The organism is Candidatus Wallbacteria bacterium (genome assembly GCA_028687545.1).
Classification (GTDB): domain Bacteria; phylum Muiribacteriota; class JAQTZZ01; order JAQTZZ01; family JAQTZZ01; genus JAQTZZ01.
This window is the reverse complement of the sequence record JAQTZZ010000017.1, coordinates 13,575-26,517: the sequence shown is the minus strand read 5'-3', so window position 1 is coordinate 26,517 and position 12,943 is coordinate 13,575. Positions and strand designations below refer to the sequence as shown.

Below are 12,943 nucleotides of genomic sequence, written 5' to 3'. Positions count from 1 at the left end.
AAGTGTCAACAATGAGTAGATTATAAGCGATGTTCATCTAATCGCTCAACTCTGCAGGAAGTTTGCAAGTTAGTATGCTGGTATGTCAGTAAGCATTTTCATTGCTGTGCTGGTAGACAAAAGGTTGCGAGTATCTTCTCCGCATTAGCGCTTTCGACTGCTTCCCGCTCCAGCGGCCAGCTGAACTTGAGCCTGATCAGTTTACCGTTCCAGGGGAGCATGTAAGTTCTGGTGTGGATCTTCTGTCCATTCGGCTGTTCGAACATGAATTCCTCAACCAAGACATTTTTCCCTGCCAGTTTTTCCAGTTTCAGGGTAAACCACTGCAGAAGCTTGAATCCTGACTGTCGGCATGTCATTTCGTCCGAAAACCTGATTTCCGAGTCAGCCATGCTGAGTTCAGTCGTTCCCCATCCGGCCAGTTTGTTCTGGTCAGGTCCTGATGCCTTACTGTCAACGATCACCATTACGGTGGCTTCAGGGGTGGCAGGCGACTTGGAAAGGAAAATCACCTGGTCGCTGACACTCTTGCCTGCAGCTTTCGCAGACTTTTCAGTTCTCTCCTGCAGCATTTTAAGGAATTCCTGATTGGCGGTCTTCCAGTCGCGGGGTACGCTTAAATTCAAGCCATCCGGAAGCTTCTCCGGATAAAACGGGCCTTTCGCAAAACCCGGACAGGCAAAAATTACAAGAACCATGGTCACGATTCCACATGCCAGGCAGGCAGACTTCATTTTTTTATCCCTGAGATGCACAGCTGAAACCTTGTTCATATAACCCCCGGAACATTAAATCTTCTTTGAGCCTCTTGCAAAATTCTTTTTTACGCTATATCTTGGGTAGGAATTTTGTTAGAGGCTCATGGAGCACTAGCGAAACTCCGGTAACCTACTTACAGGAAAAAATATTTTCAGATCTAAAATTGAGTTTTGCAAGTGTCTCCTTTGTAATCCATTATACCTGAGTTAAAATAATAATATGAACTCGAACTGCAATTCAGAGGATTACATCCGCCGCTGCATTCTGCTCGCCAAAAAGGGCGCAGGCTGCGTAAGCCCAAATCCTATGGTGGGGGCGGTCATTGTAAAAAACGGAAGAATCGTTTCCGAGGGCTGGCATCATTGCTTCGGAGGGGCGCACGCAGAAGCCGACGCCATTTCCAAGGCTGACCCGGCGCTGCTGCATGACGCCACGATTTTCGTGAATCTTGAGCCATGTTCTCATCAGGGGAAAACTCCTCCCTGCTCCCTCGCCATCAGGAATTGCGGGATAAAAAAAGTCGTTTACTCAGTCGCAGATCCCAACCCTCTCACCAGGGGCAGAAGCGCTGCGATTTTCAATACGGCAGGGATTGAAGTGGAAACCGGCATCCTGGCCAAAATTGCGCTTGACCTGAACAGGTCCTTCTTTACTTCCATCATGCTGGAAAGACCCCATGTGACCCTGAAGCTCGCCCAGACAATCGACGGCAGAATCGCCGACTTTCTCGGGAATTCATTCTGGATAACTGGGGAAGGGTCCAGAAAACTTGTACACCGGGAGCGGTTTCGTTCAGACGCTGTGCTGGTCGGGATCAACACAGTTCTCTCTGACAATCCCCGGCTCAACATCCGCCTGCATTATAAAAACAAACCTCTCACCAGGATCGTGCTGGACCGGACCGGCAGGATCCCTCTTGAATACAAGCTTGTACAGAGTGCGGGTGAAGCTCCTCTGATCATAGTAGGTGACAGAATCGACAGGAATAAGGCCCTGAATTTGAGAAAAGCCGGCGCAGAAGTGCTTGATCTGAATCCTCTGCAGATCGGGACCATGCTGGCCGAACTTTATAAATCTTTCCGGATCGGCAGACTGCTGGTTGAGGGCGGTTCACGAGTCGCAGGGAGTTTCATCAGGGAAAAGCTGGCAGATGAACTGCTGATCATGACAGCGCCCAGGCTGCTCGGGGAACTCGGCGTCAACGCCATTTTCACAGGCCAGAGGATCAGGATCACTGATTCCCCTCAATTCATTCTGAAAAAAGTCAGAAAATCAGATTCTGACATAGTAGCACGCTATTACAGCCGTGACCTGGAAGCAATGCTGTCTGCTCTGTCGGGCAATTTGCCAAACTAGTGGTCCGTATCATTTGAATTTTATAATAACGCTTTCCGACAAACGCCTGCCAGGGAGCGTTTCCTTAAACTTACAGTGGGTAAATTCAAATGTAACGGCCCACTAGAATATGTTATAATCAAATTAATAATCATCGGTCAAGGGAGAAACCATGATCGCAGCGACCATAAAAAAGCAGCAGCTTGAATGCCTTAAGGCAGGTCAGAAAGATAAGTGCACCTTCCTCTCCACTCTCTATTCTGAAATCGTGATGATAGGAAAAAACGGCGGCAATCGTGAAACGACCGACCAGGAAGCCCTGGCTGTAATCAGAAAATTCAAGAAAAACGCCGATGAAATTCTGCGGGTGGGTAATCCCGCTCAAAAAGATGCGGCAGTGCAGGAAATTGAATGGCTTAACTCATATCTTCCCAGCCAGATGACTGAAACCGAACTCAGGGAAGCGATCATCGGGATCGCTAAAACCCTCCAAAACCCCAATGTCGGAGCTGTGATGAAAGAGCTTAAAACAAAGCATGAAGGCCAGTTTGACGGTAAAACAGCCAGCGGACTGGTAAAAATGCTCCTGGAGCAGAAGCAGGCATGACAGGATTTCAGAATCTTTCCAGCGCTGATCCCGCAGTGCGAAAAGCCGCCCTGGATGATCTGATCAAAGATAAACTGGTATCCGAAACTTCCAGACTGGAACTTTTGAAGGACCTTTTTACGAACGACCCTGATCCTGAAATCAGAGCGGCAGCCAGAAAATACTTTCATCTCTTTTCCGTTGAGACTGCAATTCCCGATCATCCCTCAGCTTCAGAAATTCATGCGATCCAGGCCCAAAAAATTGAGGAGAATCTGTCGATTGTATTTGAAACCCGCAGCAGTTCCGAAAAATTCCAGCTTTTAAAACAACTGATCAAGGCCAGGGTGAAAATTTCCAGGGAATGGCTCGTCAGAGCTCTTGATACTGAGAAAGACATTTTCATCATCGCCGCTTTAATCAGTCTGCTGGGAAAAAACGGAGACCAGCTGGACGGCCCTGTACTTTTCAGATTTCTGCAGCATCAGGACTCGAGGGTCAGGGCAAATGCAATCGAAGCCCTGGTCGCACTAAAAGCAGAGAGCGCTTACCCGGAGATCGTGCCTCTGCTTCAGGACAGTGACGCCCGCGTCAAATCGAATGCCGCCCTGGTTCTTTCCGGCATCGGTCTTGAAGCAGTGCTGAGGATCTTGAAGGATATGATTTTTTCCGGGAAAATTCATGCCATTGAATCCGCAATCTATGCTTTGGGGAAAATGAAATCTCCGCTGGCCAAACTGCTGCTGCGGTCAGCCCGGGAAAAACTGGCGGTGCTCGATGTTCACAGGCCTGATTGAAGAAACCGGCTCAGTGGTTTCACTGAAGCGCAAAGGTGGGAACCTGATTCTTCAAGTCGCAGCCGGCTGCAGCCAGGAAATCTCTCGCGGGGACTCAGTGGCTTTGGAGGGAGTCTGCCTGACAGTTTCCGGAGTCGTCCGGAATTCCCTTCTCTTTGATCTGATGCCAGTCACAATCCAGAACACCACCCTGAAAAAGCTGAAAAGGGGCGATTACCTCAATCTGGAACGCGCGGTGAGGGCTGATTCCCGTCTGGGCGGGCATATTTTATCCGGGCATGTGGATTGTGTGGGAAAAATCATTAGACTCGTCAAAGGACGACCGGGAATTATCTACACTGTCTCGTATCCACCGGAGTATTCTCCACTGATCGTTTCCAAGGGTTCTGTAGCTGTAGCAGGAATTTCACTCACCATCCAGGCGAAGCTGACAGGCTGTTTTGAGGTCAGCCTGATCCCGGTCACATTGGATAAAACCACCCTGAAACTGCGGAAACCAGGGGATGAGATCAATCTGGAGTTTCGCAATTAGCTGAAAGCTCGGATAGAATCGGAAAAAAAACCGCTCTCGCTTGAAAAACTTAGACAACTGGGTTATTAAATCATGGCAAAAAATTCACATATACACGGAGTTCCGGAAATCATCGAAGATGTCCAGGCCGGGAAACTGGTGATCATCGTCGACGATGAAGACAGGGAAAACGAAGGTGACCTGATGTGCGCGGCACAGTTCGCCACACCTGAGATCATAAACTTCATGGCATTGCATGCCAGAGGCCTGATCTGTTCCCCTCTCTCGCCGGAGCGAGTGGAACGCCTGCGTCTCCCGCAGATGACCCCTGAAAATTCTTCCCCGCTGAAAACTGCTTTTACTGTTTCTGTGGAAGCGAGGGAAGGGGTTTCCACCGGGATTTCCGCCGGCGACCGCTCGGTCACGATCAGGAAACTTTCCCAGGCTGATTCCTCTCCTGAAGATTTCGTGCGGCCCGGGCATGTATTCCCGCTGGCGGCGAAACAGGGCGGAGTGCTGATCCGTGCCGGGCAGACCGAAGCATCTGTCGATCTCTGCCGGATGGCCGGACTGGAACCGGCTGCCGCCATCTGCGAGATAATGAATCAGGACGGCAGCATGGCTCGAATGCCGGATCTGGAGATTTTTGCGGAAAAACACGGGATCAAGATCCTGACAATTGAAGAACTGATCCGCTACAGGCTCTCCAGGGAATGTGTTGTCAGCGTGGGGGATGAAGCCGAACTTCCGACTCAATTCGGAACATTCCGCCTGATCGGATTCCAGGTGAACCACAAAGATGAGCATCATCTGGCGCTGGTAATGGGGTCCTGGAACCTTGAGGATCCGGTGCTGGTGAGAGTGCATTCCGAGTGTCTCACAGGAGATTCGCTCGGCTCGCTGCGCTGTGACTGCGGCGCCCAGCTTAACTACGCACTTTCAGAGATCGGCAGAGCCGGACGCGGCGTTCTGGTTTACCTCCGTCAGGAAGGCCGCGGAATAGGCCTTTTGAACAAGATCAGGGCTTACTGCCTGCAGGATAAAGGGATGGATACTGTGCAAGCCAATCTGGAGCTCGGTTTCAAAGCAGATGGCCGCGATTATGGTACAGGAGCACAGATTCTGAGGAGTCTCTGCGTGCATAAACTGCGCCTGCTGACCAATAATCCCAGGAAGATCGTAGGTCTCAAGGCTTACGGCCTGGAAATTGTGGAAACACTCCCCATCAAAGTCGGTGAGAGCAAGTTCAACCGGGAATACCTCAAAACAAAAAAAGAAAAACTGGGACATTATTTATAACCTCAACCTTCTGAAGGGAGCAAGCATGAAAATTCACGAGGGACACCTGAACGGGAAAGGACTTGTCATCGGCATTGTGCTGTCCAGATTCAACAGCCTGATTTCAGAGCAGCTGCTCTCCGGCTGCCTGGATGGTCTAACCAGGCATGGTGTGGCTGAAGCCGGAATCCAGGTTTTCAAAGTACCAGGAGCATATGAAATCCCTCTGATCGCAAAAAAACTCGCGTCCAGCAGAAAATTTGATGCAGTGATCGCGCTGGGTGCAGTCATCCGCGGCGATACACCCCATTTCGACTTTATAGCTTCAGAAGTGAGCAAAGGTGTAGCCCAGGCTTCTCTGGAAACAGGTGTCCCGATCACGTTCGGCGTGCTTACCACGGACACGCTGGAACAGGCACTGGAACGGGCTGGAGTCAAATCAGGCAACAAGGGTTTCGAAGCCGCCCAGTCTGCCATCGAATCAGCCAATCTTCTGAAATGCCTTCCCGGAAAATAATCGTTTTAAATGACAACCCCGGAGATGACATTTGTATATGATGGAGACTCCCCGAGACGGGTGGATCTTTTTCTGGCGGGAAAAATCATCGACTATTCCCGCAATACGCTCCAGGGGATGATTGAAAATGGACTGGTGCTGGTCAACACTCAACCGACAAAAAGCCATTACAGGCTGAAAATCGGAGATCTGGTCACTGTGAAAGCACCACCAGACAAAACCACCCGCGTCCTGGGTGAAAACATCCCGCTCGACATCATTTACGAAGACCAGGATCTGGTTGTACTCAACAAAAAACGCGGCATGGTCGTGCATCCTGCCACTTCCCATGAATCCGGGACCCTCGTCAACGCTCTGGTTTATCATTTCAAGAGCCACCTGTCCCAGGGTACAGAAGTGCGCCGACCGGGAATCGTCCACAGGCTGGACATGGGAACATCAGGGCTGCTGCTGGTCTGCAAGACTGACCGGATGCAGCTTCATTTATCCAGAGCATTTGCTGCACGCAAAATTGAAAAGTATTATCAGGCCATTGTGTCAGGAGTGTTTGAAGTCAGGCAGGGCAGGATCGAATATCCCATCAAGAGAGAATCGGTCAACAGAAAAAAAATGGGCATCTCAGCAGACGGGAAGTCTGCAGTCACATTGTTTACAGTGAAAGAAGCTTTCCCCGGATTTTCACTGCTTGACCTTCAGATCCTGACTGGGAGGACTCATCAGATCAGGGTTCATCTCTCCCATCTCGGCCATCCGGTCCTTAATGATGAAATGTATGGATACAGGGGAGAAAAACTACCGCTCGACGGGCAGGCGCTGCATGCGCAGAGAATTATTTTTGAACATCCATTTTTAAAGAAAACCCTCGACCTGGTCGCCCCGCTTCCTGCGGATATGACTTCGATCCTGGATAAATTGAGGAACCCATGAGATCCGGTCCATATAATCTCCCGATGCTGGCCTTGATCTCACTGGTAGTGATTTTTCTGCTGGTCGCGACTTATGAGTTTTCTTTCCTGAAAAAAAAGGTTAAAATAATCTCCTGCGAGGCACTCCGCCAGATGGTCAAGTCGGCCGTAACCGAGGAGAAGCTCCGCCATCCTGAGTCCCGGTATTATCCCGGCCAGATAGTCAACCTGGAAAATCTGTACAAGCAGGGATATCTGAAGGAATATCAAGAATGCCCGAACGGAGGGGCTTACACGGTCAACCAGTATGGAGAGATTTATTGCAGTTTTCACAATTATAAGCAATCTGACTAGAGGAGGATAGATGGAGACGAAAAACAGGAGATCCAGGTTTGTAATCAAGAAGGGGCTTCAATTCAGATACATGGGTGTGATTCTGCTCACCATGCTCTTTCTGACCATGATCGCCTGCTGGACCATCTATTTCACCATCTGGTCGAGGCTCGCCACCGGGGATCTCAAATCCGCGGCCGACCTTTCCAAGATCTTTGAAATGATCAATGGTGAACTGCTGATCAGGATTCCATTGTTCGCGCTGCTGCTGGCCCTTGCCTCCCTCTTCATTTCCCACCGCATCGCCGGTCCGATCTACAGATTCGAAGTATCAGCCAAGACCATCGCGAACGGTGACCTCACCCTCAGAGTAAAACTGAGAAAGGGCGACGAACTGCAGCATCTGGCAGAATGTTTCAACCTGATGGCCGAAAATCTGGAAAATCTGGTAATCACCGACCGCCAGACTATCAAGCAGATCATCTGCGTGATCAAGGAACTGCCCATGGAACTTACCCGCAACGATTTCCCGGAGAATAAGAAAAAGGAAGTGATGGACAACCTTATCAAGATAGTTGATGACCTCAAGACCATCACCAGGTCTTTCAAGATCCAGGACGGAGGCATTCTCGAAGGTGATGATGCTGCAGAAAGCCAGGAACAGCCCGCCCCTGAAAACCCGCAACATGAAGCCTAAAGCTGGATTAAGCAATAGATTTTCATAAAATAGTATCCCGGAATCAACTCTAAAATCAACTAATGTCAAGATCGTGACATTAGTTAAATCACACCCGATAAACCTGACTTTGCCTAAGAGTTCCCGGTTAAATGGATTTGCCCGGAACTCAAATCAAAGGAACAATTTACCTGACTCTGTAGGCACCTTCATCTGCAACTTAAAACAAATACCCTGCAGACTCGGTGATACCCTTGTAAATCACCAGCAGCTTGAAACAGAGTTCCAAGTCTTCCCTGCTCTGTTTGCCGGTGACTTTCTTCAGCGACAGGTCAGGCCCGATTTCACAGGTTGAGCTACCCTCAAACAGGAAGGACTTTCCTTTTTTCAAAATCGAGTACTTTTTCTTTGCATGCTTGCTGAGGAGCTTCCCTGAAGTCTTGTCAAAGTGCAGGCAGTCATCTTTATCTGAGTCAAAGGCCTTGCGGTCCAGGTAAAGTCTGGGCTTATCCTTGTAAGGCGCACCTGAACTCGGACAGAAAGTCCGGCAGTTGCCGCATTCGTTGCAGAAATCATGCACGTTCAGCACCTGATATCCCTGAACTACCTCAAGTTTCAATTCGATGTCCCCTGTTTTCCAGTCCACCTTGAACGGAGAAACCTCGTAAGTCAGATTGGCGCGGTTCGGGCAGACAGTGGCGCAGATGCTGCAGAGCTGGTCGCAGTATAGACAGCGCGCCGCTTCAGCCATGGCCTTGTCCTCGTCCAGGGTGAGAGTGCCTTCCTTGAAATTCCGCCGCTTTTCCACAGGTATTTCCTTCAGAGCTTCAGGATACACGCGGTGCGATTTGCGGCAGATCAGTTCGGAATAGGAAAGCCCCTTGTCGATCAGGCTTCCTCTGGTGATAAGTCCAAGTATCTTCAGGGCGGCCTTTTTGCCGTCACCTACCGCAGCGATCAGCGTGGCAGGTCCTCGCACTGCGTCGCCACCGGCATAAACTCCGCTCAGATTCGTTTCCAGGCTTACAGGATCAGCGATGATCAAGCCTTTTTTGTCCAGCTTCAATCCTGACTTGTCCGCAAATCCGGTCACAGTCTGCTGCCCGATGGCAGGGATCAGTGTATCGAGCCTGATCTCGAATTCAGATCCTTTCATAGGCACAGGCTTTCTGCGGCCCGATTCGTCAGGTTCGCCGAGTTTCATGCGCTGGCAGACCAGGGATTTCATTTTCCCAGCTTTTACTGATATTTTGACCGGGGCTGTCAGTTCCAGGAGCCGGATGCCTTCTTCCTTCAACTCCCTGATCTCATCGCGGTCTGCAGGCATTTCATGCTCAGTTCGCCGATAAATAAGATAAACTTCTGAAACTCCTTTGATTCTCCAGGCAGCTCTCGCCACATCCACAGCCGAATTTCCGCCTCCCACAATTCCAACTTTTTTCCCCAGTTCCATCATTTTCCCATTGCGCAGATTTCCGAGAAACTCAAGCGCATCAATCACGCCGGACGATTCTTCGCCGGGTATGCCCAGCTTCACACCGCTCCATGCACCTGTAGCGATGAAAACGGCATCGTGATGCTTCCGGATCTGGGCAAGCGAAATGTCTGTTCCAACCCTGACTCCGTATCTGAACTCCACTCCCATTTTTTCGATCCGCTGGATATCTTCGGCAATTTTCCCGGCAGAAAGCCTGAAAGAAGGTATCGTAAAAGCGGCCATGCCGCCGGGCTTCCTGTTCGCTTCAAACACAGTCACTCCCAGGCCGTGCGCTGCCAGCACACTTGCACAGGACAAACCGCCTGGACCGGCGCCGATCACCGCGATCTTCCTGGAATCTCTTTCCATTTTGACCGGCTTTGTTTTCACAGTGTCGGTCACGAATCTCTTGATTTCCCTAATCTGCATCGGTCTGTCGTACTGCCCGCGCAGGCACCTGGTCTGGCAGAGATGGTCGCAGACGCGGCCGGCAATTCCGGGCAGAGGGTTGTCTGTCAGGATCACCTGCATTGCCTCAGGATATTTCCGGCCTGCCACGCTGAACATGTAATCAGGGGCTTTCTGCCCTGTACAGCATTTCTCAGTGCAGGGTGCGTAAATACAGTCGAATGCGGAAAGCTCGCGCTCCCCTTTGATCGAGATCCCGGCCTGGCTGGAATGATTATAACGTTCATCTTCAAGCGCTTCGTCCATGTAAGCGGTGGCGTTCACCCGGCTGCATTGCCTGACAGTCAGAATCCCCAGGGATTTCCTGTCTTCCAGGTTGAGCTCAGGGAATATTTTTGACACTGCTTTCAGAATCGTTCCACCCAGTTCCGGTTGTTTTGTCAACCCTGCGGTCAGCTTCCTGGCAAGTGATTTTTTCAGTTCCCGGGAGAGCAGCTCGATCGCGACTCTGGAACTCTGCTGATCATTCAAGCATTTTGCCACGACGAAAGAGTCGAAATCAGGGGCTTTGAATGATTTCATGGCTTTGTCGAGCTTTTCCAGATACTGACTGAGCCTGCCGTAGCCGCCTGGTTTCAGGATGTCGGTGCAGACAGTGATCGGCCGGATGTTGCAGGCAACGAGTTCAGGCAGATTGAAAGCATCGGCCCCGCCTGAAAATGACAGCTCGATCTCTCCCTTGAATTCATCGATCAGCTGGGCAGCCAGAATTGCATCCAGGGGATGCAGCGCTCGTCCAGACATATAGTTCATTTTTTCATGGGCCGGGAAAACATTCCTGAGATTGAGGGATTCCAGTGTGTTGGTCAGCTTGATGTTGAACTCCCGGCCGCATTTCTTCGAAACAGCTTTAAGATTCCTGATGATTTGGAGCGCATCCTCGAATTTCGGGTCATGGCAGAAAGCCTCATCAGGCACGACCGTGGTGAAGCCGAGTTTCTCGTTGAGCGCCCAGCGCAGCATTTCAGCTCCCAGCAAAGTGGGATTGAACTTGATGGTGGTGTGGATTCCCATTTGAGAGAGCAGATAGGAAGCAATCTTCTCGATCTCAGAAGGCGGGCAGCCGTGCATGGTGGAAAGTGTGATGCTGTCGGAGATTTTATCAGGAATCAGGAGATTGCGGACAGCAGGATAATGCTTCCGGGCAATCTGGAGATAGTTTTTCAAAAAATCACCGGCAGAGGTCATCCTGGAGATGAATTCCTGCACGTTTTTTTTCTTGATCCCTTCCAGATTGTATCCCACACTCATGTTGAAGATAGCACCGAGTTCCTGCTTTTTCTGCCCCAGCCTGTGCTTCAGGATATGGATGATGACCCAGGCTTTCAGATACTCTTCAAAGGATTGTTCGAGCTTCAGTTCCTGAGACCACTCGCAGTTGTATCCTTCATCCTCCGCGTCAATGCAGGGCTTGGTCACTTTGAGCTCATCCAGGGTCTGGACTGTCTTGAGCTCTATGTAACGTGCCCCGCAGAGCCAGGCTGCTATGATGTTCTGGGCCATCTGGGTGTGGGGGCCTGCCGCCACACCGATCGGGGTTTCAAGCAGCTTTCCATAACGGGTGCCTGAAAAACAATCCTCAGCTGAGGGTTTGAAAAAAAGTTCCTCAGGTATGCCAAATACTGTTCTTTTCTGGTTCAGTTCCGATAAGACCCAGGCGAGCAATCGTTCAAAGGACAGTGGGGTAAAATGTTCGCTCATCTGCACTCCTTTTATGAAAATGCCGGTCGATTCCTTTAGACAACCGGTTAAATTATAGCAGAAAACTGAAAGACAATTCACTTTTGCTTAAATCATATTTTATGGATAAACTGAATAGATGAATGGTTCCAATCTTCTCAAATCAATACCTTTCCTGATAGTGATTGCAGTAATATTTTTTTTTCGTAGCCAGTTGAATCTGTTTTGCGCGCCCCTGTTTCTCCCTCCTTTGATAGATTACCTGCTTCCTGCAGCACTATCGCTTCTGATCCTGACAACCGGTCTGGCCCTTTATTTTTTCTGGGAAACCAGTTCCAAGATTTCAGCTCTGCGTTCGCTTAAAATGGTCGAGGGCCAGCAGCAGGAGAAACTGAACTCTGAATTCCGGGAAAAAAATGTGAGATCAGCTTCGATCATGATGTCGATCAAGGATATTGCTTCCACCATAGATAAGGATGCCCTTTTTTCCGGCATTGTCTCATTGCTGGAAAAGGGGCTCGGCGCTGAACGTGCGGCTGTCTTTCTGATCGACCGCAAAACAAGCGAAGGATTTGTGGTGAAATGCAGCAAATCCATCAACCCCACGCTCAAATTTTCCCTGAAAGAGGAATCCCTGCTCTCCAGATCAGCCCGGGAGGGACTGTACATCTCACGCAGCGAAGCCATTGAAAATCCCGCTCTGAAAAACCTGGTGGGCAAAGGGAAAGTACCTACCGTTGCCTGCGCACCTCTTTTAAAAGGCAAGGAAATAGTAGGTGTGATCAACGTTGAATCACTTTCAGGCGGACGTGACAAGGTCACCACCGAAGAGAAGCAGCTGCTGGCCATGATCTGCAATGTCTCGTCACTTGCCATGAACAATGCGAACGTCTTTGAGCTCACAAAGGATGAACTGCAGTCGGAAAAGAAATTTTCCCAGTCTCAGATTGCCGAGAAGAAAAAAGTCCGCGATATTCTCTCTAAATATACCTCTCCCACGGTCGTGGAGGAGATCATGAAAAACCCGAAGATGTTGAAACTCGGAGGCGAGCGGAAAGTCGCCACTGTTTTCTTTTCTGATATCGTGAATTTCACCACCTACTCGGAAAAATACGAACCTGAGCTGGTTGTGCAGATACTGAATGAATATCTGACTGCCATGACAGACATCATCCTGGAACATCAGGGGACGCTGGATAAGTTTGTGGGAGATGAAATCATGGCGCTCTGGGGAATTCCGTCCCAGATCCAGAATCACGCTGAACTGGCTATCATGGCCTGCGCCAAGATGCTGGTGAAGCTGCGCGAACTTCAGGAATCCTGGAAGCAGAGAAACATCGAACCATTCAACATAGGAATGGGATTGAATACAGGCGAACTGATCTCAGGCAACATGGGATCTGAGAAACGGATGGATTTCACAGTAATCGGCGACACTGTCAACACTGCAGCCAGGCTGCAGTCGCTAACAAGAGAATACAAATGTTTTCTGCTCATCAGCAACAGCACCTACGAGTTGGTTAAACACCTGGTCGCAGCCTCTGACATCGGAGAAGTCCAGGTCAAGGGAAAGAATAAGTCGATCAAAGTCTGGCGGGTGGATCAGATCAGAGGCTGAGAG

General features: G+C 49.9%; 12 protein-coding genes. 10 read left to right on the top strand and 2 right to left on the bottom strand.

The features are described from left to right. Window positions 1-98: 98 nt before the first annotated feature. The gene (locus PHW04_09110) at window positions 99-773 is read right to left on the bottom strand and encodes a hypothetical protein (GenBank protein ID MDD2716039.1); all 675 of its coding nucleotides are present in this window, start codon (window positions 771-773) and stop codon (window positions 99-101) included. A gap of 205 nt (window positions 774-978) precedes the next feature. Between PHW04_09110 and ribD the strand changes: the two genes are divergently transcribed. The 9 genes from ribD to PHW04_09065 all read left to right on the top strand — a co-directional run bounded on the left by ribD (window position 979) and on the right by PHW04_09065 (window position 7,718). Beyond that, window positions 979-2,115, top strand: coding sequence for a bifunctional diaminohydroxyphosphoribosylaminopyrimidine deaminase/5-amino-6-(5-phosphoribosylamino)uracil reductase RibD (ribD, locus tag PHW04_09105; GenBank protein MDD2716038.1), 1,137 nt, complete (start codon window positions 979-981; stop codon window positions 2,113-2,115). Between the two features lie 151 nt (window positions 2,116-2,266). Then, window positions 2,267-2,701: a GatB/YqeY domain-containing protein gene (locus PHW04_09100; protein ID MDD2716037.1), complete on the top strand. Its 435-nt coding sequence runs from the start codon at window positions 2,267-2,269 to the stop codon at window positions 2,699-2,701. Then, a complete protein-coding gene (locus PHW04_09095) occupies window positions 2,698-3,477 on the top strand; it encodes a HEAT repeat domain-containing protein (GenBank protein ID MDD2716036.1) in 780 nt (259 codons plus the stop codon). The genes PHW04_09100 and PHW04_09095 overlap by 4 nt, the downstream gene beginning before the upstream one ends. Beyond that, window positions 3,458-4,009, top strand: coding sequence for a riboflavin synthase (locus tag PHW04_09090; GenBank protein ID MDD2716035.1), 552 nt, complete (start codon window positions 3,458-3,460; stop codon window positions 4,007-4,009). The genes PHW04_09095 and PHW04_09090 overlap by 20 nt, the downstream gene beginning before the upstream one ends. A gap of 72 nt (window positions 4,010-4,081) precedes the next feature. After that, on the top strand, window positions 4,082-5,287 hold the full coding sequence (locus PHW04_09085) for a bifunctional 3,4-dihydroxy-2-butanone-4-phosphate synthase/GTP cyclohydrolase II (protein MDD2716034.1): 1,206 nt from the start codon (window positions 4,082-4,084) through the stop codon (window positions 5,285-5,287). Between the two features lie 25 nt (window positions 5,288-5,312). Continuing rightward, window positions 5,313-5,783: a 6,7-dimethyl-8-ribityllumazine synthase gene (ribE, locus tag PHW04_09080; protein ID MDD2716033.1), complete on the top strand. Its 471-nt coding sequence runs from the start codon at window positions 5,313-5,315 to the stop codon at window positions 5,781-5,783. Between the two features lie 9 nt (window positions 5,784-5,792). Next, complete coding sequence (locus tag PHW04_09075) at window positions 5,793-6,710, top strand: RluA family pseudouridine synthase (protein ID MDD2716032.1); 918 nt, start codon at window positions 5,793-5,795, stop codon at window positions 6,708-6,710. Beyond that, window positions 6,707-7,042: a hypothetical protein gene (locus PHW04_09070; GenBank protein ID MDD2716031.1), complete on the top strand. Its 336-nt coding sequence runs from the start codon at window positions 6,707-6,709 to the stop codon at window positions 7,040-7,042. The genes PHW04_09075 and PHW04_09070 overlap by 4 nt, the downstream gene beginning before the upstream one ends. Window positions 7,043-7,052: 10 nt before the next feature. Then, window positions 7,053-7,718: a HAMP domain-containing protein gene (locus tag PHW04_09065; GenBank protein MDD2716030.1), complete on the top strand. Its 666-nt coding sequence runs from the start codon at window positions 7,053-7,055 to the stop codon at window positions 7,716-7,718. Between the two features lie 199 nt (window positions 7,719-7,917). On the opposite strand, the gene PHW04_09060 is transcribed toward PHW04_09065, so the two are convergent. Then, window positions 7,918-11,343: an FAD-dependent oxidoreductase gene (locus tag PHW04_09060; GenBank protein MDD2716029.1), complete on the bottom strand. Its 3,426-nt coding sequence runs from the start codon at window positions 11,341-11,343 to the stop codon at window positions 7,918-7,920. A gap of 193 nt (window positions 11,344-11,536) precedes the next feature. On the opposite strand from PHW04_09060, the gene PHW04_09055 reads away from it, so the two are divergent. Further along, window positions 11,537-12,940 carry an adenylate/guanylate cyclase domain-containing protein gene (locus PHW04_09055; GenBank protein ID MDD2716028.1) on the top strand — a complete coding sequence of 468 codons (1,404 nt, stop codon included), beginning with the start codon at window positions 11,537-11,539 and terminating at the stop codon, window positions 12,938-12,940. The last annotated feature ends 3 nt before the right edge of the window (window positions 12,941-12,943 follow it).

Excerpts from the sequence above, each read along its gene's own strand:
- PHW04_09110 (MDD2716039.1), bottom strand. The coding sequence starts at position 773 with ATGAACAAGGTTTCAGCTGTGCATCTCAGGGATAAAAAAATGAAGTCT.
- ribD (MDD2716038.1), top strand. The coding sequence starts at position 979 with ATGAACTCGAACTGCAATTCAGAGGATTACATCCGCCGCTGCATTCTG.
- PHW04_09100 (MDD2716037.1), top strand. The coding sequence starts at position 2,267 with ATGATCGCAGCGACCATAAAAAAGCAGCAGCTTGAATGCCTTAAGGCA.
- PHW04_09095 (MDD2716036.1), top strand. The coding sequence starts at position 2,698 with ATGACAGGATTTCAGAATCTTTCCAGCGCTGATCCCGCAGTGCGAAAA.
- PHW04_09090 (MDD2716035.1), top strand. The coding sequence starts at position 3,458 with ATGTTCACAGGCCTGATTGAAGAAACCGGCTCAGTGGTTTCACTGAAG.
- PHW04_09085 (MDD2716034.1), top strand. The coding sequence starts at position 4,082 with ATGGCAAAAAATTCACATATACACGGAGTTCCGGAAATCATCGAAGAT.
- ribE (MDD2716033.1), top strand. The coding sequence starts at position 5,313 with ATGAAAATTCACGAGGGACACCTGAACGGGAAAGGACTTGTCATCGGC.
- PHW04_09075 (MDD2716032.1), top strand. The coding sequence starts at position 5,793 with ATGACAACCCCGGAGATGACATTTGTATATGATGGAGACTCCCCGAGA.
- PHW04_09070 (MDD2716031.1), top strand. The coding sequence starts at position 6,707 with ATGAGATCCGGTCCATATAATCTCCCGATGCTGGCCTTGATCTCACTG.
- PHW04_09065 (MDD2716030.1), top strand. The coding sequence starts at position 7,053 with ATGGAGACGAAAAACAGGAGATCCAGGTTTGTAATCAAGAAGGGGCTT.
- PHW04_09060 (MDD2716029.1), bottom strand. The coding sequence starts at position 11,343 with ATGAGCGAACATTTTACCCCACTGTCCTTTGAACGATTGCTCGCCTGG.